Consider the following 23,086-nt stretch of genomic DNA (forward strand, 5'->3'; position numbering starts at 1 on the left):
TGCGGAGCCGGGCCGGCATTGAGCTGGGCTCGCTCCGGAAGCTAAACGGGAAGCGCTGAAACACATAGCTGGAACAGGATAAGGAACCGTCATGGCAAATACCGCACAAGCTCGCAAGCGCGCCCGTCAAAGCGCGAAGGCAAACTCGCACAACTCGGCGCTGCGCTCTAAGTTCCGCACGGCCATTAAGGCAGTTCGCAAGGCAATCGACGCCGGCGACCAGGCCAAGGCTGCGGAAATCTACAAGACGTCGGTCAAGACCATCGACATCATTGCGGACAAGCGCATCGTTCACAAGAACAAGGCTGCTCGCCATAAGAGCCGTCTGTCGGCCGCCATCAAGGGTCTGCAAGCACCTGCTGCTTAAGGATCGCGTTGCGGTCTGCGCGCCTCCGGCGTGACAGGCTCACGCTTTTTGCGCTGAGGGACTAGAGCAAGAAAAGCAGCAATGAAAAAACCCGCCTTGGCGGGTTTTTTGTCGTGTACTTGTTAAACGCCCTCAACACGTATTCAACGTTGAAGAAGCCCTTCCCTGTCAACCTTGCTGCTGCGTTCCGTGATGCGGCGGCAACTCGCAGGCTTCCGTCACGAGCAGGTCATTGTCCTTTGCGAAGTTCATCACGAAGTCAAAGGCCATGGGTTCGATCTCGCGCAACCGCGAATCGAGGATCACCGTCTTCACGTTTCCAAGCAAGGTGGGGCGTACATAGATGGAATATGTCAGTCGGGCATTCGGCCCGCGCTTTTTTGGACCATAACCCGACATCACGCCACAAAGCCGCTCCGACCAGTCACTCGGCCGAAAGGTCTTGCCGTTCGACGTAACGCCCTGGATGAAGTATTCGGTTGGGGTTGTTTCGGCCATGTAGGAATACCTGTTTGACGACCAGCGGAAACCGCCGGCAAACGCGCATGCACGATTGGCAAGATGAGCCAGCAGAAACGGAGCCCGGCTCGCCGACCCTTGTTGCAGTTAAGCCCCGCGTGAACTCCGACGTTAAACCCTGGCGCCCGGCGCGAATTGCCTCAGCGTGCAATAAGCCAGGACACGCCTATTTCGACGCGATTTCAGCTTCCTCTGCGGCCTCCTGGTGGCAGCAACGCGAAAGCATGTCCGCGAACCCGCTGGGTACATTCGCTCAAGCGTACGACGAGATGCAAGGGCCGCTCCGAAGCCGTACTGAAAGCAGTCGACAGGTAGCAGTCGACAGGTGTCAGGACTGCCGGAGAAACGAGCCCGATTATACAGCAGAGGGCCTTTTTCCGCACTGCACACAAAGCCGCTTAACCGCGCTGGACGGGCTGCGAGACAGGCAACCATGGACCGCGTCGGCTATTTCGCCATCTCGTCAAACGACAGAATTTCCTTTATGCTGAAATTCAATACCACCACGACGGCGGAGCCGTCCGGCGCAATTGCCGGCTGAAGCCGCCGTACGCATTTCATGACCGAAAAAAAAATTCGCCACTATCTGCAGTTCAAGGATTTCTCCCTCGACGACTATGACTACGTGCTCGAACGCGCACGTATTCTGAAGCGCAAGTTCAAGAGCTACGAGACCTATCACCCGCTGCACGACCGAACGCTGGCGATGATCTTCGAGAAGAATTCAACGCGTACGCGGCTGTCGTTCGAAGCCGGCATCTTCCAGCTCGGCGGCCATGCCGTGTTCCTCAGCACGCGTGATACGCAACTGGGACGCGGCGAGCCTATCGAAGATGCGGCGCAGGTCGTCTCACGCATGGTCGACATCATCATGATCCGCACGTTCGGCCAGCACATCATCGAGCGCTTCGCCGAAAACTCGCGCGTGCCGGTGATCAACGGGCTGACGAACGAGTATCACCCGTGCCAGGTTCTCGCTGATGTGTTCACGTACTACGAATTGCGTGGCCCTATCGCGGGAAAAACCGTGGCCTGGGTTGGCGACGCCAACAACATGCTGTACACGTGGATCGAGGCCGCGCAGATCCTCGGCTTCAAGTTACGCCTGTCCACCCCGCCCGGCTATTCGCTCGATCCGACCTTGGTGGCGCCGGAAAGCGCGCCGTTCTATGAAGAGTTCGCTGATCCGAACGACGCCTGCACCGGCGCCGATCTGGTCACCACGGACGTCTGGACCAGCATGGGTTTTGAAGCCGAGAACGAAGTGCGCAAGAAGGCGTTCGCCGACTGGTGCGTCGATGCAGACATGATGTCGCGCGCGAATCCGGACGCGCTCTTCATGCATTGCCTGCCGGCCCATCGCGGGGAAGAAGTGAGCGCCGAAGTGATCGACGGTCCGCAAAGCGTGGTCTGGGACGAAGCCGAAAACCGTCTGCACGTTCAAAAGGCGTTGATGGAGTATCTGCTGCTCGGCAAACTCAATCATTGAAACGCCGCATCGTCCCGAAAATGCGGAATGACCGCCATTTAGTGTCAAAATAGCGGTTTTCCGCGCGCTGAAAGCCCGGCGCACACCGTTTTCCAGCCATACGAGTTCACCATGAGCGATATCAAAAAAGTCGTGCTCGCCTACTCGGGCGGCCTCGATACCTCCGTCATCCTGAAGTGGTTGCAAGACAACTACGACGCCGAAGTCGTGACGTTCACCGCTGACATCGGTCAGGGCGAAGAACTCGAACCGGCGCGCAAGAAAGCGCTGCAGCTCGGCATCAAGCAGGACAACATTTTCATTGAAGATCTGCGTGAGGAATTCGTCCGCGACTTCGTGTTCCCGATGTTCCGCGCCAACACGGTCTACGAAGGCGAATATCTGCTCGGAACGTCGATTGCACGTCCGCTGATCGCGAAACGTCAGATCGAAATCGCCCGTGCCGTGGGCGCGCAATCCGTTTCGCACGGCGCGACCGGCAAGGGTAACGATCAGGTGCGTTTCGAACTGGGTTATTACTCGCTCGAGCCAAGCATCAAGGTGATCGCGCCGTGGCGTGAATGGGATCTGCTGTCGCGCGAAAAGCTTTTGGCTTACGCGGAAAAGGCCGGCATTCCTATCGAAATGAAGCATAAGCAAGGCGGCGCGCCCTACTCCATGGACGCCAACCTGCTGCATATTTCATTCGAAGGCCGTCACCTGGAAGATCCGAAGGCCGAAGCCGAAGCCGACATGTGGCGCTGGACGGTCGCGCCGGAAGATGCGCCGGACCAGCCGGAGTATCTGGATATCGAATACGAGAAGGGTGATCCGGTTGCGTTGAACGGCAAGCGTTTGTCGCCGGCGGACATGCTCACCGAACTGAACGCGATTGGCGGCAAGCATGGAATCGGCCGGCTGGATCTGGTCGAGAACCGTTATGTCGGCATGAAGTCGCGCGGTTGCTACGAGACGCCGGGCGGCACGATCATGCTCAAGGCGCACCGCGGGATCGAGTCGATCACGCTGGATCGTGAAGTCGCGCATCTGAAAGACGACCTGATGCCGCGTTATGCCGCGCTGATTTACAACGGCTACTGGTGGAGCCCGGAGCGTCGCGCGCTGCAAGTGCTGATCGATCACACGCAGGACAAGGTGAACGGCTGGACGCGCGTGAAGCTTTACAAGGGCAGTGTGACGGTGGTCGCGCGTGATTCGAAGGAAACACTGTTCGACAAGAACATCGCCACGTTTGACGACGACGGCGGCGCCTACGATCAGGCCGATGCCGGCGGGTTTATCAAGCTGAATGCGCTGCGGATGCGGATTGCGGAAAATGCGCGCCGCAAGCGTGGTGGTTGAGCGGTATCGAAAATGTGAAAAAACCCGCTTCGGCGGGTTTTTTTATGGGGCATCAGTGCCGCGTCAAAGGCATACCGGTTCTGCTTCCAGCTCGACGCCGAAACGCGCGTGGATGTCGCGTTTGATCGCATCGGCGAGTTCGAGGATTTGCGCGCCCGATGCCCCGCCGCGATTGACCAGCACCAACGCCTGCCGGTCGTGCACGGCGGCCGCGCCGATTGAACGGCCTTTCCAGCCGCATCGGTCGATGAGCCAGCCCGCTGCCAGCTTGAATTGCCCGTTCGGCTGTTTGTACGAGACGAGTTCCGGCTCGCGCGCCTTGAGCGCATCGAACTCGGCCGCGCTGATCACCGGGTTCTTGAAAAAGCTTCCGGCGTTTCCAAGCACGCGCCAGTCGGGCAGCTTCGCCTGACGCACGGCGACGACTGCATTGAAGATCGCTTGCGGATTGTCCGACGCGCCGCTTTCCAGCACGCGCGCAATGTCTGCGTATTCCGCACGCGGCGTCCACTTTTTCGGCAGACGAAACGTCACCGAAACGATCACAAAACGTCCGCGCCCTTCCCGCTTGAAATAACTGTCGCGATAACCGAACGCGCACGCGTTGCGATCGAATTCGCGCGTTTCGCCCGTCGATAACTCGATAGCCCGCAAGCGTTCGAAGCGCTCGCCCATTTCCAGCCCATATGCGCCGATGTTCTGGATCGGCGCCGCGCCCACCGTTCCGGGAATCAGCGCGAGGTTTTCGAGTCCCGGGAAGCCTTGCGACAAGGTCCATGCAACGAATTCGTGCCAGTTTTCTCCTGCAGCGGCTTCGACATACACCGCTTCGCCGTCTTGATCGATGACATGACGTCCGCGCAATTCCATCAGCAATGCAACGCCATCGAAATCCTTCGTCAGCACCACATTGCTGCCACCGCCAAGAATTAGCCGTGCCCTGTCTTTGAGACGTTCGTCGTGAGCAAGCGCCACAATCTGTGCTTCTTGCGTCAGCCGAAGCGCGAGTCTGGCGCGGATATCGAAACCGAAGGTGTTGTGCGCGAGCAGCGGGTAGTCGGAGAGGAGTTCGTACTCGGGCATTGAGGCAGCACTAAGGGAGTGGTCTTGGGCAAACCGGGACGGCATCGGTAGAATGACGTTGGTTAGTGATTATAGCGAGTGCGTGCAGGCAGCCTGGCGCCTCGCCTCAACGAAGGGGAATACAAATGCCATCGTTTGACGTCGTCAGCGAAGCAAACATGATCGAGGTGAAAAACGCCATCGAACAGTCGAACAAGGAGATTTCCACGCGCTTTGACTTCAAGGGTTCGGATTCGCGCATCGAGCAAAAGGATCGCGACCTGACGCTTTTTGCCGACGATGATTTCAAGCTCGGCCAGGTCAAGGACGTGATGTTGTCGAAGCTGGCAAAGCGCAATGTGGACGTGCGATTCCTGGATTACGGCAAGATCGAGAAGATCGGCGGCGACAAGCTGAAGCAAGTCGTCGAGATCAAGAAAGGCGTGACCGGCGACCTTGCAAAGAAGATCGTCAAGATGGTCAAGGACAGCAAGATCAAGGTCCAGGCCAGCATTCAGGGCGACGCGGTGCGCATCAACGGCACGAAGCGCGACGATCTGCAAAGCGCGATCGCCATGTTGAAGAAAGACGTGACGGACGCGCCACTTGACTTCAACAACTTCCGGGATTGATGGACCGGTTTCGCAAAGCTTGACGCGTAGAGAAAGAAAGCCGCCTTTCAGGCGGCTTTCTTGTTTTAGCGCGGCCTCTATTGAGGCGTTTGAATCGCCGCCTTCTTCTGCCCGATGCGGCTTTCCTTTCCGTCGAGCAACTTCTTGATATTCGCGCGATGCCGCCAGATCAAAAGCGCGCTCATGGCGGCGACGGCGAGCGATATCCGGCTCGGACCAAACAGGAACACATCGAAGAACGGTGCGAATACCGCCGATACCAACGCGGCCAGTGACGAATACCGGAAGAACACCGCAATGATCACCCACGTCAGCAACGTAGTCAGCCCGAGCACCGGATGAATTGCGAGCAACACGCCCGCCGCCGTTGCAACGCCCTTGCCGCCCTGGAACTTGAAGAATATCGGGTACAGGTGACCGAGAAATACGGCGATGGCCGCAAGCGCGATCGCCGTTGAGTCCAGTCCGAAGCGTGCGCCGAAATGCACCGTGAGCCATACGGCGAGCCAGCCCTTGAAGGCATCGCCAAGCAGTGTCAGAACCGCGGCCAGCTTGTTGCCCGTGCGCAGGACGTTCGTCGCGCCCGGGTTGCCGGAGCCGTACGAGCGCGGATCGGCAAGACCCATGGCCGAACTCACGACGACCGCAAACGAGATCGAGCCGATCAGATAAGCCACCACAGCGACAATCACATTGTTCATTGATTTCTTCTTGTCTTCGGAAACGGAAAGCGGGATTTCAAGACGCGCATTCTAATCGACGCTCGCGCAATTCACGGGCGTGGCCTTCAACAACCCGGTCAATATCTGCGGCCTGATACTCACCAGATACCCGCGCCGCCCGCCGTTCAGATAAATTGTGCCGAGATCGAAAATGCTGGACTCTACGTACACGGGCATCGCCTTTCGGGTACCAAATGGCGACGTGCCGCCAATCAGGAAACCCGAATGCCGGTTCGCCACTTCAGGCTTGCACGGCTCGACGCGCTTGGCTCCGATCTGCCGCGCGAGGTTCTTGGTCGAGACGGTTTTGTCGCCATGCATGAGCACGATCAACGGCTTCGCGTGCTCGTCTTCCATCACGAGCGTCTTGACGACCGAATGCTCGTCTACACCGAGCTGACGCGCCGATTCCTCCGTGCCGCCATGCTCGACATATTCATAAGGATGCTCGCCGAACTCGACTTTGTGCCGGCGCAAAAACTGCGTCGCCGGCGTTTCCGAAATGTGTTTTACCTTGGACATGTCGGCATTGTAGCGGCGCGAAAGCGGGGCCACCATCGGCCAAACGGCCAATTGTGCGAGCCGATTTACTGTGGCACGATCGTTCGGAAATATCGATCAGACCTGCATCACCCGGAGATTCAAAACGTGATTCGCGATTCAGAAACCCAGACGCTGCTCGAGGACGCTATCCGCCGTTTTGTGCGCGAGACGCTCGTGCCGCGCGAAGCCGAGGTCGATGAAACCGACCAGATTCCCGCCGATGTCCTCGCCGCCATGCGCGAGATCGGCCTGTTCGGCTTGACGATACCCGAAGCCTACGGCGGCCTCGGCCTCACCATGGAGGAAGAGGTGCGCGTGGCGTTCGAACTCGGCCAGACATCGCCGGCATTCAGGTCGGTGATCGGGACCAACAACGGGATTGGTTCCATCGGAATCCTGCTCGACGGCAGCGAGGAGCAGAAGCGTCACTATCTGCCGAAGCTTGCCGCGGGCGACTTGATCGGCTCGTTTTGCCTGACGGAGCCGGATTCGGGATCGGATGCGGCATCGCTGAAAACCACTGCAAAAAAGGACGGCGATCATTACGTGCTGAACGGCACGAAGCGCTACATCACGAATGCGCCGGAGGCCGGCATTTATACGGTCATGGCGCGCACGAGCGACGCGAAAGGCGCGAGCGGCATTTCGGCGTTTATCGTGGAGCGCGAATCGCCGGGCGTGTCGCTTGGAAGGCCCGATAAAAAGATGGGCCAGCGCGGCGCACATACATGCGACGTGATCTTCGAAAATTGCCGCATTCCGGCAGGACAGTTGATTGGCGGCGTTGAAGGCGTCGGCTTCAAGACGGCCATGAAAGTGCTCGACAAGGGACGTTTGCACATCGCCGCCGTGGCGATTGGTGCGGCGAAACGAATGCTGCGCGACGCCCTCGCCTACGCAACCGAGCGCAAGCAGTTCGGCCAGCCGATTGTCGAATTCCAGCTCGTCCAGGGCATGCTCGCCGACAGCAAGACCGAGATCTACGCGGCCGAATGCATGGTGCTCGACGCCGCGCGCCGCCGTGACGAAGGCCGCGACGTATCGGTGGAGGCGTCGTGCGCGAAATACTTTGCGACCGAAATGTGCGGGCGCGTAGCGGATCGCGCGGTGCAGATTCACGGTGGCGCGGGATACATCTCGGAGTACGGGATCGAGCGGTTTTATCGCGATGTGCGATTGTTCCGGCTTTACGAAGGCACGTCGCAGATTCAGCAAGTCATCATCGCGCGCGGTTTGATGCGCGGCACGGAGATTTGAGATGGATATCGATGTCGATGCATTGCTTCGCGCGCTGCCCAGGCGCATTTCGGACATCCCCGAACGTCTCGCCGCGCGGGACCCGCAACACGTCGTGCTTATCGAGGACGGTCGGCGTCTGAACGCGGCGGAGTTGCTGCAAGCAGTTGATAAAACCGCTCGTCAGCTCGCCGAACTTCGTGTGAAAGGCGGCGATCGCGTGATGATCGTGAGTGAAAACTGTATCGCGCAGGTCGTACTGATGTTCGCGGCGGCGAAACTCGACGCATGGTGTGTGCTGACCAACGCGCGACTTTCGGCAAGTGAAGTCGATGCCATTCGCGATCACGCAAAACCGCGCGTGGTGGCGCTCACTGTGGAGGCATCGAAGGACGCGGCGAATCATGCAGAACGATTGAACGCGGCGCCGGGCGCTGATGCGTGGCAATTCGTAGTGGACGCGTCAGTCACGCCTGAACCCGTTCACACCGATCCCGCCCGTCAATGCGCCGCGCTGATCTACACCACGGGCACGACGGGTGCGCCGAAAGGCGTGATGCTTTCGCATCGCAATGTGTTGTTCATCGCGGCGATTTCCAGCACGTTGCGGCGCGTGACGCACGAGGACGTGGTTTATGCCGTCTTGCCGATTACGCACGTGTACGGGCTGGCCTCGGTGTGCCTTGGCAGCTTGTATGCGGGCGCCACGCTGAGGCTTGCCCCGCGCTTCGCGCCCGATGCCGTCCGCCACGCGCTGGCCGAAGAAAACATCTCGATCTTCCAGGGCGTGCCGGCCATGCACGCGAAGCTGGTCGAGCACGTGCAGACAAGCAATCAACCCTGGCGCGCACCCCAGTTGCGCTTTGCCTATTCGGGCGGCTCTCCACTCGATCCCGCGTTGAAAGCGCGCGTAGAAGCGCTTTACAACGTACCGCTGCACAACGGCTACGGCATGACGGAAAGCAGCCCGACCATTGCGCAGACCATGCTCGATGCGCCGCGCGAAGACTGCGCGGCCGGACATCCGATACCGGGCATCGAACTGCGTTTTGTCGGGATGGACGGCGTCGATGTGCCGTCGGGCGAAGTCGGCGAATTGTGGGTGCGAGGACCGAACGTGATGCTCGGCTATTACCGCAACGATGCCCAGACGCGCTCGACGGTCACCGAAGACGGCTGGCTTCGAACTGGCGATCTCGCGCGGCTGGAGGCGGATGGCGCGCTGGTAATTGCGGGGAGGAGCAAGGAGCTGATCATCCGCTCGGGCTTCAACGTCTATCCGGCGGAAGTCGAGAACGTGCTGAATGCGCATCCTGGCGTGCTGCAGTCGGCGGTGATCGGGCGAACGGTCGAAGGCAACGAGGAAGTGGTCGCGTTCGTTGAATTGCTGCCGTCGGTGCATGCGCTGCCCGATGACATTGTCCAGTGGTGCGCCGCGCGGCTTGCGCCTTATAAGCGTCCGGCGGAGATCCGCGTGCTCGCGGCGTTACCGGCGGCATCGACGGGAAAGGTGTTGAAGCACAAGCTCAGGGATGAGCTTTAGCTCTTAAGTGAAACATCAACCCCGCGGATGATGCTCCTTGTGCAGCGTCCTCAAGCGTTCACGCGCGACGTGCGTGTAGATCTGCGTGGTCGAGATATCCGTATGCCCGAGCAGCAACTGCACCACGCGCAAGTCCGCGCCGTGATTCAGCAAATGCGTGGCGAACGCGTGCCGCAAGGTATGCGGCGAAAGCGGCGCGCGAACATCGCCAGTCAGTGCGTGGCGCTTGATGATGTTCCAGAATTGCTGACGCGTCATGCCTTCGCCGCGCGTGGTCACGAAAAGCGCATCGGCGGCGCGGGCGCCAAGCAGCGCCGGACGCGATTCCCGCAAATACCGCTCGATCCAGTCATGAGCCACCGCGCCGAACGGGATCAGGCGCTCTTTCGACCCCTTGCCCATCACGCGCACCACACCTTCGTTCAAGCCGACTTCAACGGTCTTCAAGGTCACGAGTTCGGTCACGCGCAATCCGCTTGCGTACATGAGTTCGAGCATCGTGCGATCGCGCAAGCCGAGCGCGGTTTCCACGTCGGGCGCATTCAGCAGGGCTTCGACTTGCGCCTCGTTCAGCGTTTTCGGAAAACGCGGCGCCTGTTTGGCGGAGCGCAGCTTCAGGGTGGGATCGGCCAGCGCGCGATGTTCACGCAGCGCCCACGCGTAGTATCGGCGGAATACGGACAGGCGGCGATTCGCCGATGTCGCCTTGTCTGCACGTCGCGCGGCAAGGTAGCCGTTCATGTCGATTTCGGTGGCGGTATCGATACCACCGCCGCGCGTCTTCGATAACCACTCGGCAAACAACCTCAGGTCGCGCCGGTACGCTTCCAGCGAGTTCTTGGCGAGCCCGTGTTCGAGCCAGAGCGCATCGCAAAACAGGTCGATGGACGCGCTGCTCGACACCATTTCCTGCGCTCGTTCCACCTCGGTCACGTCCATTGATGCTTCCTTTAAGCGTTGCGTCATGCTGCCTGCCGTAGCGCCCATTGCACGTGTTCGCGCACGAGCTCCGATGCATCGCCGGCGCGGGCATGCAACGCGTTGCGTATTTCCGAGCGCGAATCCGCATCGAGCGACGTGGAGCGTAACGCGTTGCCCATGCCCACGGCAATATTGCGCAGCCATCGTTCATGGCCAATACGGCGAATCGCGCTGCCTTGCATGCGCTCATCGAATTCGGCTGCGCTCCAGCCGAACAGCGTCACGAGCGACGCGCGATCGAGCCCATGCCGGACATCGAAATCCGCGACGGGCGCGGCTTGCGCGAATTTGTTCCACGGACACACGAGCTGGCAATCGTCGCAACCATAGACCCGATTGCCGATCAGCGGCCGCATCTCCTCCGGAATACTGCCCTTCAATTCGATGGTGAGATACGAAATGCAGCGCCGCGCATCGAGCCTGTACGGCGCGATGATCGCCTGCGTCGGACATACATCGATACACTTCGTACAGCTTCCGCAATGCGAACCTTCGTGCTCGGGCGCGTGTTCGGGATGGGTCTCGGCGTCGGCAGGAAGCGGAATATCGACCAGAATCTCACCGATAAAAAACAGCGACCCTGCGTCACGTTGCAGCAGCAGCGTGTGTTTGCCGCGCCAGCCGTTCCCGGCTTTCTGCGCCAGCTCAACCTCCAGAACCGGTGCGGAATCCGTGAACACGCGGTACCCGAACGGCCCGATTTCCGCTTCGATGCGATCCGCCAGATGCTGCAAACGGCTGCGCATGACCTTGTGATAATCGCGGCCGCGGGCATAAACGGACACGACAGCCGCGGCCGGATCATCGATACGCGCCCACTCGGCAGCGCGCCAGTCGAGCGGCTCCTCGCCGGCTGTCGAGGTACTTTCGCGCGCCTTGCCATCGAGTGTCGATGCCGGCAGATAGGCCATCCGAACTGTAATAACACGTCGCGTACCGGCCACAAGCTCGGCCGGCCTTGCGCGTTTCATCGCATGTTTGGCCATATAATCCATCTCGCCGTGATAGCCTGCTTCGAGCCACGATGCGAGGCCTTCTTCGGCATCCGTCAAGTCGGCGTCGCTGACGCCGACCGCACCGAACCCCAACTCGCGCCCCCACGCCTTGATGCGCAGCGCGAGTTCAGCCAGCGCAGCTTTGTCATCAATTCTGAAGTGGCGCGGGTTTTCGGCGGCGTCGTCCGACGTGCGCTCGTGTTCCACAGGGTGTTCCGGCAAACGGTTCATCACGACATTTTACGAGAATGCCCGACAGCCTCACTCGATCGATTGCAAATCTGCCCGCCGCGCTCCTCGAACGCCGCTTCGACCTGCCCGGCGAGGACGCAACGCTTGCGTTCGGCGGACAATTCGCACGGGCGATTCTCGCGTTGCTCAGCACGAGCGGCGAACGTTTTCCCGGTTTGCAGGTCCAGTTGATCGGCGACCTGGGTGCCGGAAAAACCACGCTGGTGCGCGCAACGTTGCGCGCACTCGGTCACGCGGGCCGCGTGCGCAGTCCAACTTACACGCTCGTCGAACCGTACTCGCTTGCCACGCAAACAACGCAAACGGGCGCGCTGGAGCTTTATCACTTCGATCTTTATCGCTTCACCGATCCAGCCGAATGGATCGATGCCGGCTTTCGCGAGTACTTCGACTCGGGCGCGATCTGCCTGATCGAATGGCCGCAACGCGCCGGCGGATTGCTGGGTGTGCCGGATCTCGAATTCAAGCTGGAACAGGAAGGCGAAGGCCGCGTGCTGACCGCGCGCGCGTTTAGCGAAACAGGAAAGTCATGTCTCGAAAGTTGTTGATCAAGCCGTTTCATTCGATCGAATCGACCGCCACCGCGTCGCACAACTGGCGCCGGCGCCAGGTGCTGCGCGCAGGGGCATCGACCATTGCGCTTGCATTGCTTGGGCCAAAGCTCGCATACGCGAGTTCGGTGCTCGGCGTGCGCGTGTGGCCCGCTCGCGATTACACCCGCGTGACGATCGAGTCGGATCAACCGCTGCAAAACAATCAGCAATTGCTGCAGGGGCCGGACCGGCTCGTGGTCGACCTGAACGGACTGGATCTCGATCAGGAACTGAAAGACCTGGTCTCGAAGATCACGCCGAACGATCCGCAGATCCAGTCGGTGCGTATCGGGCAATATCAGCCGCATGTCGTGCGCATGGTGTTCGACCTGAAGGGCGCGGTGAAACCGCAGGTGTTCACGCTGACGCCTATTGGCAGCTATAAGTATCGGCTGGTCTTCGATTTGTATCCGGCTGTCGCGCCCGATCCGCTGATGGATCTGCTCGCGCAGTCCGAGCACAAGCAGCAGGCTATCGACCAGAGCAACCCGAATCCAACTCAGCCGCCCGCTACGCTGAGCGGTCCGGCAACGGCGCCCAAGTCGAACGCGCCGGACAACACCGACGAGTTTTTCCAGAAGTACGCGCAGGCCAATGACTTGCCGCGTGCGCCATCGCCCGCGCCGGTCGTGCCCTCAGCGCCGGCCGTCCCTCTCGCCAGGCCGCGACCGACGATCAAACCCGCGCCGCCGACGGCCATCGCCAAAGATGACTCGTCCGACAGCACTACCAGCGACGACTACGGCTTCGCCAATCCGAAAAGCAGCAAAGGCGGCACGACGCGCCTGCTCACGGTTGCGATCGACCCGGGTCATGGCGGCGAGGATCCGGGCGCAATCGGCGGCGGCGGCACGTACGAAAAACATATCGCGCTCGATATCGCCAAGAAACTGCGCGCCAAGATCGATGCCCAGCCGAACATGCGCGCCATGATGACGCGCGACAACGACTTCTTCGTGCCGCTCAACGTGCGTGTGCAGAAGGCGCGCCGCGTGGGCGCGGACCTGTTTGTATCGATTCACGCCGATGCGTTCACCACGCCATCCGCGCGTGGGTCGTCCGTGTTTGCGTTATCCGATCATGGCGCATCGAGCGCGGCTGCACGATGGATGGCGAACAAGGAGAACTCGTCGGATTCCATTGGCGGCATCAACGTGACAACCCAGGATGCAAGCGTCAACCGCGCGCTCTTCGACATGTCCACGACTGCCCAGATCCGCGATTCCATGCGCTATGGCAATTTCGTGCTCAACGAGATCGGCGATATCAACAAGCTGCACAAGGGCTCGGTGGAGCAAGCCGGCTTCGCCGTACTGAAGGCGCCGGATATTCCGTCCATTCTTGTGGAAACCGCGTTCATCAGTAACCCGGAAGAAGAGCAGCGCCTGAACGACGACGCGTATCGCGACAAGATGGCCAACGCGATCATGAAAGGCATCAAGCGATATTTCGCGGCGAACCCGCCCTTGGCGAAGAGCCGGATGACCTGAAGCAATGCACCATGCCGGCGTCTCAGCGCGCCGGCATCAACCGTTGCCTCAACCATCCACCGAACACATTCACGACCAGCCCGGCCATAACCAGGACCGCGCCGACAAACTGCATGGAGCTCAGTCCTTCGTCGAGCAGCAGTGCGGCCGACGCCAGTCCCACAATGGGCACGAGCAGCGAGAACGGCGCCACCTGACTCGCCGGATAACGCCCCAGCAGCTTTCCCCACAGCGTGTAGCCGAGCATCGTCGCGATAAACGCCAGATACACGATCGCGAGAACCGACGTCGTGGAAATGGCCGCGAGGCTTGCCTTGATGCGCGCCGGCCCTTCCATCACCAATGACAAGGCCAGGAACGGCAGCGGCGGCACGAGGCTCGCCCACACGACAAGCGACAGCAAGTCGACCTTGCCCATGCGCTTGGTAATCACGTTTCCGATTCCCCACATTGCCGATGCCGCCACCGTCAGCAGAAAGCCCGCGACGGTCATGGCGTGACCCGCCTGCATGCCGATCACGGCGAGCCCGCACGCGGCAATCAGCAAGCCCAATATGTTCGGCCCGCGAACCTGCTCGCCCAGGATCATGGCCGCGAAGATCAGCGTGAAAAACGCCTGCGCCTGCAAGACGAGCGAGGCGAGACCCGCAGGCATGCCCACGGACATTGCGTAGAAGAGCAGCACGAACTGACCAAGCGAGATGGTCGCGCCGTATGCGAATACCCATAGAAAGGGAACGGCCGGGCGCTTGACGAAAAACACCGCCGGCACCGCCACCAGCGAGAATCGCAACGCCCCAAGCAGCATGGGCGGCACGCCGTGCAAACCGACCTTGATCACGACGAAATTCACGCCCCAGGCAAGAATCACGATCAGCGCGGACAACAAATCCCTTGGCGACACAGCCATCTCCGTTAGTTGTATTCGATCTTCGCCGATCGTCTGGATCGCACGTGAATCGATACTTTAGCGGACGTTTTTGCAACTGCGTTGTACAAACTCACGGCATGGCCCATTCGGACAAGGCCACGCTAACAGTTTTGAACAAAGAAAAAGCGCGTGTACCGGGACCGGCACACGCGCTTCTCAAGATCCCGGGGATTTACTTGCCCTGGCCGTTTTCCACTGCGGCGCTGGCGCCCGTTTCGACCGCCGGCGTTTTGCTCTTGTTAGCCGACAAGCCATTCGACGACTTGTTGGTCCCGTGGCGTTGCATACGATGTTTTTTCATCGGCGCAGAGGCGCCCGACATCGGTGCGGCGGTGGAGTCACCGGCCGTCGAGTTGTCGCTCGATGTCTGCGCGAAAGCGCTGCCGGTAGCAAGAAGTCCAGCCGTAAGGGCGATCAAAAGCGTATTTTTGGTCATTATCAAAACTCCTGTCTTATGCAAAAGGGACGTTCAAGTGCTGCGGTTTTCAGGGATTGCGGTAACCATCGGCGTAACCACGAACCATAGGCCTTACGGCCTATCGCCGGATAACGCATGCATGCTTGAACCCGGCGCCCAGTAGAATTGCAGTTCCGAGCACGCAACCGAGCGTTCACATGTCTTCCACAATCGAAGCGTTTCTCAAGCCACACCAGCACGACGTCGGCAACCTTACAGTGCGGCGCGTGTTGCCCGCGCTAGCTGTCCGCACGGTCGGGCCGTTCATCTTCTTCGACCATATTGGTCCCGCAACGCTCGTGCCCGGCGTGGGGCTCGACGTCCGGCCGCATCCGCACATCGGGCTTGCGACGGTGACGTATCTGTTCGAGGGCGCGATCATGCATCGCGACAGCCTCGGTTCCTTGCAGAAGATCTCGCCCGGGGACGTGAACTGGATGACGGCGGGACGGGGTATCGTGCATTCGGAACGCACGCCGGACGAAGAACGCGCCGCAGGCCAGACCATGCACGGCATCCAGACGTGGATCGGCCTCCCGGTCGATGCCGAAGAGGTGGCGCCCTCGTTCGAGCATCATCCGGCCGCGACCCTTCCGCTAGTCGAACGCAACGGCGTGCGCTTGCGGGTGATCGCGGGCAGCGCTTTCGGCGAAACGGCGCCGACCACCACCTTCTCGCCGACGTTGTACGTCGCAGCAGAATTCACCCCGGACAGCGCCGTGACGCTCGATACAGAGCACGAAGAGCGCGGTGTGTATTTACTGGAAGGCGACCTCACCATCGACGGCGACGAAGTGCCGGCGGGCCAGATGGCCGTGCTGAAGAACGGATTTTCCGCCGACCTGCGCAGTACGAATGGCGCCATCGCCATGTTGCTGGGTGGCGCGCCGCTCGACGGCACGCGCTTCATCGAATGGAATTTCGTCTCGAGTTCGAAGGAGAAGATCGCAGCCGCGAAGCACGCGTGGAGCGAGCAGCGCATGGGGCATGTGCCTGGCGAGACGGAGTTCATTCCGTTGCCAGCACCGCGCCACGAGAACAATGCGCCGGAAGCGTGAAGCCGCGGCGAACTTGACCTCACCCGAATCCACGCTCGACTGTTTCACGCCGCTCGGCCCCGCTGCGCCCCTTGTATCCACAGAAAACCGCACAAGCTTCGACGTAGAATTGTTGAAGTCGCTTCACGCCCTTTTTTGTAAGACGCCTTATGAGGAACACCATGGATACAACACTCGCCACGTTCGAACAGGATGTCATCACCGCGTCCACGCTAGCGCCGGTCCTTGTGGACTTCTGGGCGCCGTGGTGCGGTCCGTGCAAGACGCTCGGACCCATGCTCGAGCGGCTGGAAACCGAAGGCGCGGGAACGTGGAAGCTGGTCAAGGTCAACGTGGATGAAAACCAGGAACTCGCGGCGCACTTCCAGGTTCGCAGCATTCCGCACGTGATCGCGTTCGCGGATGGCCATGCGGTCGATCAGTTCATCGGCGTGCTGCCGGAAGGCCAGTTGCGCGCGTTCATCGAAAAGCTGATGCCGGATGGCGCCGAAGCCGAGCTGCGGGCGGCGCACGCGGCGCTGGAGGCGGGCGACACGGATCTGGCAATCGACCATATCAAGGCGGCGCTCGTGCTCGATCCCAATCACGACGACGCCCGCCTGGACCTGATCGAATGGCTGCTGGCTGCAGGCCGCACGGACGAAGCACGCGAAGAAGACAAGCTGTTGTCGCCGAAAACCACGCAAGGAATCGATGCCCGGTACAACGCGCTGAAAACCGAGCTCGACGCCGCCGAAGCCGCCGCGAGCCTGCCGCCCGCCGACGCGTTGATCGACGCGGTGAACGCGAATCCCGATGATCTTGAAGCTCGGTTCGCTTTGGCAAACCGCCTGATTGCGGGCCGCGACTACAACGGCGCGCTGGAGCATCTGTTCGCGATCTTCACGCGCGACCGCGCTTTCATGGACGACGTTGGCCGCAAGACCATGCTGTCGGTGTTCGGTCTGGCCGCGCATCAGCCTGAGGTGGTCTCGGCCTGGCGTCGCAAGCTCAGCAGCGCAATGAACTGACTTTAATGCGCGTAATTTAATTCTTTCAATTGTATTAAATCAAATCGAGCAGAAGTCTTCTGCAGAACTTTGCTTAATGCTTTTAATGGCCGCTTCACCCGAAATGGTAAAGCGGCCATTCGTTTCTAAAGCGCCTTCTTCGCAAGTTCCCTCAAGACAAAAGAAACCGCGGCGAACCCAAAACTGGCAGTGACACACACGCTCGATCCAAACCCGGCGCAATTCAAACCCGCCGGTCCGGCATATCCTGGCGCGGTTTCGACGTGCTCGGCTTCCTCGCCGATATCGCTGGCCGGCGCTTCCGGGTAGATCAGCGGTTCCTCTGAGTAGACGGCGCTCACCTTGAATCGCGACTTTGGTCCACGCGGAAACCCGTGCGACTTGCGCAACTGGCCGCGCACCTTCGAGAGCAGCGGGTCCTGGATCGTAAGCGCAAGATCATCGATACGAATCCGCGTCGGATCGAGCTGCCCGCCCGCGCCGCCAACCGTGATCAGCGGCTGATCGTGCTCGACGCACCATGCAATTAGCGCCGTTTTCGTACGCACGCTGTCGATTGCATCGATCACGAAGTCAAAACCGCCGCCCAGCACCGAATCGAAGTTCGCAGGCTCCACGAAGTCTTCAACCTCGTTCACACGGCAATCCGGATTGATGAGCCGGATACGCTCGGCCATGGCCGTGACCTTGGCCTTGCCGTAGTTGCCATCGAGCGCGGGCACCTGCCGGTTGGTATTGCTCTCGGCGACGTTGTCCAGGTCGATCAGCGTCAGCCGTCCGATCGCATTACGCGCCAGCGCTTCGACCGCCCACGAGCCCACGCCGCCAATTCCGATCACCGCCACATGCGCATGTTCGAACGCAGCAAGCCCCGCCGGGCCGTACAAGCGCGCCACGCCGCCGAAGCGCCGGGCGCGATCAGGCGCTTCAAACTCCGGCGTCGCGGGGGTAATATTTGAAGCATCGACAGAAGCGGAAATGGCGGTCATAAACGTTTTACGGGCAGGGACACAAGCAAGGAGGCAGAACTGACGCGCTATCACAACGATAGAAGCGCATATGAGCAGGAATTCACCGAATTGCGTATTCTGCCTTATCGAAGATTGGACGTCGGATACCAGCCTCCAGTTTTCTGAAAGCAGAATGAAAATAATCGCTCAGGTCACGTCAAATCCTGTTGCACGGCTTCATGACCTGACTCAATAAAGGTCGTGGAAGCATTAACCGTAAAGCGCACGATTTGCAGACCTTGGCTATACTAATGCGATTGAAGTGCTTGCATAAAAAATGACAACCCTCGCTGACCTTCGAAAGAATTATTCAGTCGGATCGCTGGACACATCCGACGTGGATCCGAATCCCATTCGGCAATTCGAAAGCTGGTTTGCGCAAGCGCAGGACGCACAACTCCCCGAACCCAACACCATGACGCTTGCCACCGTCGACGAACACGGCCGGCCATCGGCGCGTATCCTGCTCATCAAGGGCGTCGACGATCGCGGGTTCGTGTTCTTCACCAACTACCTCAGCCGCAAAGGTCACGAGCTCGCCGGCAACGCCGCCGCGAGCCTGCTGTTTTACTGGATCGAACTCGAGCGCCAGGTGCGCGTCGAGGGCTCCGTCGTCAAGACAAGTCCGCAAGAAAGCGACGCATACTTCGCGTCGCGCCCGCTTGGATCGCGAATAGGCGCGTGGGCGTCGGAGCAAAGTGAAGTGATCGAAAGCCGCGCGGTGCTCGAAGCCCGCGAGCGCGATCTGATCGCAAAATACGGAGACAACCCGCCGCGCCCTCCCCATTGGGGCGGCTACCGGCTCGTTCCCGACACTATCGAATTCTGGCAGGGCCGCCCTTCACGGTTGCACGACCGTGTCGTCTATAAACGTGATGCACGCGAGCAAGCGGATAACGGCCAGCAATGGCGCATCGTCCGACTATCGCCTTAGCGCCTGAAGGCGTCTTTAAGCGTGTCTTAAAGCACCTTCACCGAATTTTTGCTTCGCTTGACCGTATCAGACCTTCGCCCGGTTCAAGGTGAACCGACATGAGCGACCCGCGTTGAATCGCGTCTCGTTGCGGCGTGTCCGAACGGATATGGCGAAAGCAGAAAAACATCACCACGTGACGTACCAATGTGCAGTGCAAGCGACCCGGTTTGGCTTCAATTTCATCTGAGCGCGGAGAACAAGCATGTTTTGGGAGAAAAAGCTGACGCAGTGGGTGCAGGACATCCGGGACCGGGCCAACTTGCCCGCACGCCTTGTCCTGTGGGATGGACAGCAACATGACTTCGGAAGTTTCGCGGCGCCGCAAGTCACGTTGCACGTGAAGAGCGCGACTGCCCTGCCTTACCTGCTCGAACCGAGTCTGGACAATCTCGGTGAAGCGTATGTGAAAGGCAAGATCGACATAGAGGGCAAGCTGTCGGACATCATCAACATCGGGTACGGGCTGGCCAAGAACACGGTCACCAGCGCGGGCAAGCTTGCGCGCGTGCGGCGTTACTTCAATCATACGAAGGCGTCGGACAAGAAAGCCATTCAGTACCACTACGATGTATCAAACGAGTTCTACGCGCTCTGGCTCGACGAGAACATGGTCTACTCGTGCGCGTACTTCGAGAACGGCGACGAAGACCTCGCCACTGCGCAGATCAAAAAGATCGATCACATCCTGACCAAGATCCAGTTGCAGCCGGGCCAGCGCCTGCTCGACATTGGCTGCGGCTGGGGTGCGCTCGTCTTGCGGGCAGCGGAGAAATTCGGCGCGCAATGCGTGGGCGTCACGCTCTCGCAGAACCAGTTCGATCTCGCGACCAAGCGCGTGAAAGACGCAGGACTCGAAGACAAGATCGAAATCCGTCTGCAGGATTACCGCGACGTTCAAGGCCAGTTCGACCGGATCACGAGCGTCGGGATGTTCGAGCACGTCGGCCGCAAGAACCTGCCCGGCTACTTTGCCAAGGTGCGTGACCTGCTGGTCGACGACGGCATCGCGATGAACCACGGCATTACGTCGACCGATTACGACAGCGGCGAAACGGCGCTGGGCGGCGGCGAGTTCATCGACCGTTATGTGTTTCCGGACGGCGAGCTGCCGCATATCGGGCTGGCGCTCGAAGCGCTGCAGGAGGGCGGCTTGGAAGCGGTGGACGTGGAAAGCCTGCGCCGTCACTACGCGCGCACGCTCGACATCTGGGCGGAGAATTTCGAAGCGCACGCGGACAAGGCCAAGTCGCTCGTGGACGATGAAAAATTCCGCATCTGGCGCGTGTACCTTGCAGGATGCGCGTATGCGTTCGAAAATGACGATGTCTCGATCTACCAGATCGTCTGCCGGAAGGCCGGGCGCAGCGCGAAAACGCTGCCGTGGTCGCGCCGGTACATTTACGAAAAATCGCTCTGAGTTCAACGCCCGATTCTGCCGCTCCCCATGAACCCGCGTCCGGTGATGAACCGGACGCGGGTTTTGTCGATGTCGATCTGTTCGGTGAGGTTGTAGAGCCGGAAACCGCGCAACCTCCGAAATCAAAGCCCGCCAAGGCGCCTTCCCCCCGAACGAAATCACGCGGCGGCGTCCTGCCTGCCCTCGCCACGCCCGAACTCCATGCGCTTGCCGAACAGCTTCCGGCGAAGGTTCATATCGGGACATCAACGTGGTCGTTTCCCGGCTGGCGCGACATCGTGTATGGCGACGAATATTCGTCGGCCAAGCTTTCCCGCGATGGCCTCAACGCGCTCGGGGCGCATCCGCTGCTGCGGTGTGTATCGATAGATCGCTCGTTTTACGGGCCACTGTCCGTTGCCGATTACGCCCGCTACGCCGGCCAGGTTCCGGCGCATTTCCGGTTCATCGTCAAGGCGCCTGCCTCGGTGACGGACGCCACCGTCCGCGGCGACAAGGGCATACCCGCCGGCGACAACCCCGCGTTCCTCGACGCGAGCATCGCGATCAGTGAATTCGTGGAGCCCTGCATTGCCGGTCTGGGCGAAAAGGCGGGCGCGCTCGTATTCCAGATTCCGCCGCTTCCAGACGCAATGATCGTCGATCCCAGCCTGTTCCTTGATCGATTGTCCGCGTTCTTGCAGGCTTTACCGGCGCTGCCTGGCGAAAGTTGCTACGCCGTCGAACTGCGCGACGCCATCATGCTCACGCCGCGTTTCATCCGCGTCCTGCGCGATGCCAACGTGCGCTATTGCGTCGGCATTCATGCACGCATGCCCGATCCGCGGCGTCAGGCAAAGGCGCTTGCGCTGCTTGATGAAGGTGGATTGGGTCCGCTGATCGTGCGCTGGAGCCTGCATGGCGGCTTCAAGTACGAACAGGCGAAAGCGAAGTACGAGCCGTTCGACAAACTCGTCGATGAAGACCCCGACACGCACGAAGCACTCGCCGAACTCGCCGTTCGATACGCAATCGCGGGCCAGCCTGTGGTGATTGCGGTGAACAACAAGGCCGAGGGATCTGCGCCGCTGACCTGCTTCAAGATCGCGCGCAACCTCGTTGCCGCGCTGCGGATCTGGCTTGGAAAAAAATAAAACGGGCTTCAGTTTCTCGAAGCCCGTCTGATCTTGCCGGACGCCGGCAGTAATCAACGCTTGAGCCTGCTGGCAAATTTCTGCCTGAACTTCGCTACCTTCGGCGCCACCACGAACGCGCAATATCCCTGGTTCGGATGCTGCTCGAAGTAGTTCTGGTGATAGTCCTCGGCCGGGTAATAGTTGCCGTTCAGTGGCGTCACCTCGGTCACGATCTTGCCGTCGAAGATGCCGCCCTTCTGCAGTTCATCGATCACATCCAGCGCAATCTTCCGTTGTTCGTCGGAGTGCGTGAAGATGCTCGACCGATACTGCGTGCCAACGTCATTACCCTGACGGTTGAGCTGGGTCGGATCGTGCGTCGCGAAGAAAATCTCGAGCACCTCCTTGTAACCGATCACGGCAGGATCGAAGTCGACCTTGATGACTTCGGCATGCCCGGTCGTGCCGTCGCACACTTGTTCGTACGATGGGTCCTTCACCTGCCCGCCGGCGTACCCCGACTCCACCGACACCACCCCTTCCACGCCCAAAAACACCGCTTCCGTACACCAAAAACACCCGCCGCCAATGGTGGCGGTTTCGCGTGTCGCCTGCTCGTCATGTTGCGTCATGCTGGCTCCTGGTTCGTGTTCCGCAGTCACCCAAATGCGTGCGGAAGCCCTCTGAATCAACCCTGCCAGCTTACTGGTTTTCGTGTATCCATGCTGCCGTCGAGGCTTATGACGCGGCAGCTTCATTATTAGCAGCGTAGTCGATTCCGATAGAATCGCAACAACTGCAATCCACCGATGACATCGAAACCGAACCATCCTCAATGAAACGCGCTAATCCGCCGAATTTCGATGCAACCGCTTTTCGAGACGCGCTGAGTCAGTTCGCGACCGGCGTCACCGTCATCACGACGCGCGCCCCGTCAGGCCAATTGATCGGCATCACGGCCAGCTCGTTCAATTCCGTCTCGCTCGATCCGCCGCTCGTGCTTTGGAGCCTTGCGACGAAGTCGGCATCCATGCCCGTGTTCCAGGCCAACAGTCACTACGTGGTCAACGTGCTCGCCGCGACGCAAGTCGATCTGTGCAAGCGCTTTGCGACGGTCAAGGGCGACCGTTTTGCAGGGGTATCGCACGCGGCCGGGGACACAGGCATGCCCGTGCTCGATGGCGCCCTCGCCTGGTTCGAATGCCACAACCGCAGCCGCTATCAGGAAGGCGACCACGTGATCTTCGTGGGCCAGGTCGAACGATGTGGCGTGCACGAAAACGCAGCGGAACTAGCCCCACTGGTTTTCCAGGCGGGGCAGTTTCATACGATCGGGTCGTTGTAGAA

General features: G+C 60.2%; 24 protein-coding genes. 14 read left to right on the forward strand and 10 right to left on the reverse strand.

The genetic code is table 11. The annotated features are described in order from the left end of the window. Positions 1-91: 91 nt before the first annotated feature. On the forward strand, positions 92-367 hold the full coding sequence (rpsT, locus tag AXG89_RS02835; protein WP_047845158.1) for a 30S ribosomal protein S20: 276 nt from the start codon (positions 92-94) through the stop codon (positions 365-367). A 168-nt stretch (positions 368-535) separates the two neighbouring features. Here the strand turns inward: rpsT and AXG89_RS02840 are convergent, their stop codons facing one another. After that, a complete protein-coding gene (locus tag AXG89_RS02840) occupies positions 536-865 on the reverse strand; it encodes a DUF3579 domain-containing protein (RefSeq protein WP_062167829.1) in 330 nt (109 codons plus the stop codon). 580 nt (positions 866-1,445) lie between these two features. Here AXG89_RS02840 and argF point away from each other — a divergent pair. Continuing rightward, entirely contained in the window at positions 1,446-2,375 is a 930-nt protein-coding gene (gene argF, locus AXG89_RS02845) for an ornithine carbamoyltransferase (protein ID WP_062167831.1), read from the forward strand. A gap of 111 nt (positions 2,376-2,486) precedes the next feature. Beyond that, entirely contained in the window at positions 2,487-3,716 is a 1,230-nt protein-coding gene (locus AXG89_RS02850) for an argininosuccinate synthase (RefSeq protein ID WP_062167832.1), read from the forward strand. Between the two features lie 63 nt (positions 3,717-3,779). Here AXG89_RS02850 and murB read toward each other — a convergent pair whose 3' ends face one another. After that, positions 3,780-4,799 carry a UDP-N-acetylmuramate dehydrogenase gene (gene murB / locus AXG89_RS02855; RefSeq protein ID WP_062167834.1) on the reverse strand — a complete coding sequence of 340 codons (1,020 nt, stop codon included), beginning with the start codon at positions 4,797-4,799 and terminating at the stop codon, positions 3,780-3,782. Positions 4,800-4,924: 125 nt separating this feature from the next. On the opposite strand from murB, the gene AXG89_RS02860 reads away from it, so the two are divergent. After that, positions 4,925-5,410, forward strand: coding sequence for a YajQ family cyclic di-GMP-binding protein (locus AXG89_RS02860; protein WP_062167836.1), 486 nt, complete (start codon positions 4,925-4,927; stop codon positions 5,408-5,410). 77 nt (positions 5,411-5,487) lie between these two features. On the opposite strand, the gene plsY is transcribed toward AXG89_RS02860, so the two are convergent. Further along, positions 5,488-6,111, reverse strand: a complete 624-nt coding sequence (plsY, locus tag AXG89_RS02865; RefSeq protein WP_062167839.1) for a glycerol-3-phosphate 1-O-acyltransferase PlsY — start codon at positions 6,109-6,111, stop codon at positions 5,488-5,490. A 51-nt stretch (positions 6,112-6,162) separates the two neighbouring features. Next, positions 6,163-6,654, reverse strand: a complete 492-nt coding sequence (locus AXG89_RS02870; protein ID WP_062000970.1) for an aminoacyl-tRNA deacylase — start codon at positions 6,652-6,654, stop codon at positions 6,163-6,165. 126 nt (positions 6,655-6,780) lie between these two features. Here AXG89_RS02870 and AXG89_RS02875 point away from each other — a divergent pair, with 126 nt between their 5' ends. Both AXG89_RS02875 and AXG89_RS02880 read left to right on the forward strand, forming a co-directional pair. After that, a complete protein-coding gene (locus tag AXG89_RS02875) occupies positions 6,781-7,932 on the forward strand; it encodes an acyl-CoA dehydrogenase family protein (protein ID WP_062167841.1) in 1,152 nt (383 codons plus the stop codon). A 1-nt stretch (position 7,933) separates the two neighbouring features. Beyond that, a complete protein-coding gene (locus AXG89_RS02880; RefSeq protein WP_062167843.1) occupies positions 7,934-9,454 on the forward strand; it encodes a class I adenylate-forming enzyme family protein in 1,521 nt (506 codons plus the stop codon). Positions 9,455-9,469: 15 nt separating this feature from the next. On the opposite strand, the gene xerD is transcribed toward AXG89_RS02880, so the two are convergent. Next, positions 9,470-10,393 carry a site-specific tyrosine recombinase XerD gene (xerD, locus tag AXG89_RS02885; protein WP_119024617.1) on the reverse strand — a complete coding sequence of 308 codons (924 nt, stop codon included), beginning with the start codon at positions 10,391-10,393 and terminating at the stop codon, positions 9,470-9,472. A gap of 23 nt (positions 10,394-10,416) precedes the next feature. After that, on the reverse strand, positions 10,417-11,661 hold the full coding sequence (queG, locus tag AXG89_RS02890; RefSeq protein WP_062167847.1) for a tRNA epoxyqueuosine(34) reductase QueG: 1,245 nt from the start codon (positions 11,659-11,661) through the stop codon (positions 10,417-10,419). 17 nt (positions 11,662-11,678) lie between these two features. Here queG and tsaE point away from each other — a divergent pair, with 17 nt between their 5' ends. Further along, positions 11,679-12,230, forward strand: a complete 552-nt coding sequence (tsaE, locus tag AXG89_RS02895; protein WP_062167848.1) for a tRNA (adenosine(37)-N6)-threonylcarbamoyltransferase complex ATPase subunit type 1 TsaE — start codon at positions 11,679-11,681, stop codon at positions 12,228-12,230. Further along, positions 12,212-13,765 (forward strand): N-acetylmuramoyl-L-alanine amidase, encoded by a 1,554-nt coding sequence (locus tag AXG89_RS02900; RefSeq protein ID WP_062167850.1) that lies wholly within the window; start codon positions 12,212-12,214, stop codon positions 13,763-13,765. Before tsaE ends, AXG89_RS02900 begins: the two co-directional genes overlap by 19 nt. 22 nt (positions 13,766-13,787) lie before the next feature. On the opposite strand, the gene AXG89_RS02905 is transcribed toward AXG89_RS02900, so the two are convergent. Together AXG89_RS02905 and AXG89_RS02910 are read right to left on the reverse strand one after the other, a co-directional pair. Continuing rightward, the gene (locus tag AXG89_RS02905; RefSeq protein WP_062170234.1) at positions 13,788-14,669 is read right to left on the reverse strand and encodes an EamA family transporter; all 882 of its coding nucleotides are present in this window, start codon (positions 14,667-14,669) and stop codon (positions 13,788-13,790) included. A 199-nt stretch (positions 14,670-14,868) separates the two neighbouring features. After that, on the reverse strand, positions 14,869-15,132 hold the full coding sequence (locus AXG89_RS02910) for a hypothetical protein (protein WP_062167853.1): 264 nt from the start codon (positions 15,130-15,132) through the stop codon (positions 14,869-14,871). 179 nt (positions 15,133-15,311) lie between these two features. On the opposite strand from AXG89_RS02910, the gene AXG89_RS02915 reads away from it, so the two are divergent. Both AXG89_RS02915 and trxA read left to right on the forward strand, forming a co-directional pair. Beyond that, positions 15,312-16,211: a pirin family protein gene (locus AXG89_RS02915; RefSeq protein ID WP_062000220.1), complete on the forward strand. Its 900-nt coding sequence runs from the start codon at positions 15,312-15,314 to the stop codon at positions 16,209-16,211. Between the two features lie 161 nt (positions 16,212-16,372). Next, positions 16,373-17,221, forward strand: coding sequence for a thioredoxin (gene trxA, locus AXG89_RS02920; RefSeq protein ID WP_062167855.1), 849 nt, complete (start codon positions 16,373-16,375; stop codon positions 17,219-17,221). Between the two features lie 125 nt (positions 17,222-17,346). Here trxA and AXG89_RS02925 read toward each other — a convergent pair whose 3' ends face one another. Then, positions 17,347-18,210 (reverse strand): tRNA threonylcarbamoyladenosine dehydratase, encoded by an 864-nt coding sequence (locus AXG89_RS02925; RefSeq protein ID WP_062167856.1) that lies wholly within the window; start codon positions 18,208-18,210, stop codon positions 17,347-17,349. Between the two features lie 298 nt (positions 18,211-18,508). Between AXG89_RS02925 and pdxH the strand changes: the two genes are divergently transcribed. From pdxH to AXG89_RS02940, 3 genes are all read left to right on the forward strand, one after another. Beyond that, positions 18,509-19,165, forward strand: coding sequence for a pyridoxamine 5'-phosphate oxidase (gene pdxH, locus AXG89_RS02930; protein WP_062167858.1), 657 nt, complete (start codon positions 18,509-18,511; stop codon positions 19,163-19,165). Between the two features lie 244 nt (positions 19,166-19,409). Then, entirely contained in the window at positions 19,410-20,624 is a 1,215-nt protein-coding gene (locus AXG89_RS02935) for an SAM-dependent methyltransferase (RefSeq protein WP_062167860.1), read from the forward strand. Positions 20,625-20,701: 77 nt separating this feature from the next. Further along, positions 20,702-21,757, forward strand: a complete 1,056-nt coding sequence (locus AXG89_RS02940) for a DUF72 domain-containing protein (protein WP_236873401.1) — start codon at positions 20,702-20,704, stop codon at positions 21,755-21,757. Between the two features lie 53 nt (positions 21,758-21,810). Here AXG89_RS02940 and msrA read toward each other — a convergent pair whose 3' ends face one another. Beyond that, a complete protein-coding gene (gene msrA, locus AXG89_RS02945) occupies positions 21,811-22,371 on the reverse strand; it encodes a peptide-methionine (S)-S-oxide reductase MsrA (protein ID WP_062167862.1) in 561 nt (186 codons plus the stop codon). 203 nt (positions 22,372-22,574) lie between these two features. Between msrA and AXG89_RS02950 the strand changes: the two genes are divergently transcribed. Beyond that, positions 22,575-23,084: a flavin reductase family protein gene (locus AXG89_RS02950; protein ID WP_062167864.1), complete on the forward strand. Its 510-nt coding sequence runs from the start codon at positions 22,575-22,577 to the stop codon at positions 23,082-23,084. Positions 23,085-23,086 lie beyond the last annotated feature (2 nt).

Origin of the sequence: Burkholderia sp. PAMC 26561 (genome assembly GCF_001557535.2) — a bacterium.
Lineage (GTDB): Bacteria > Pseudomonadota > Gammaproteobacteria > Burkholderiales > Burkholderiaceae > Caballeronia.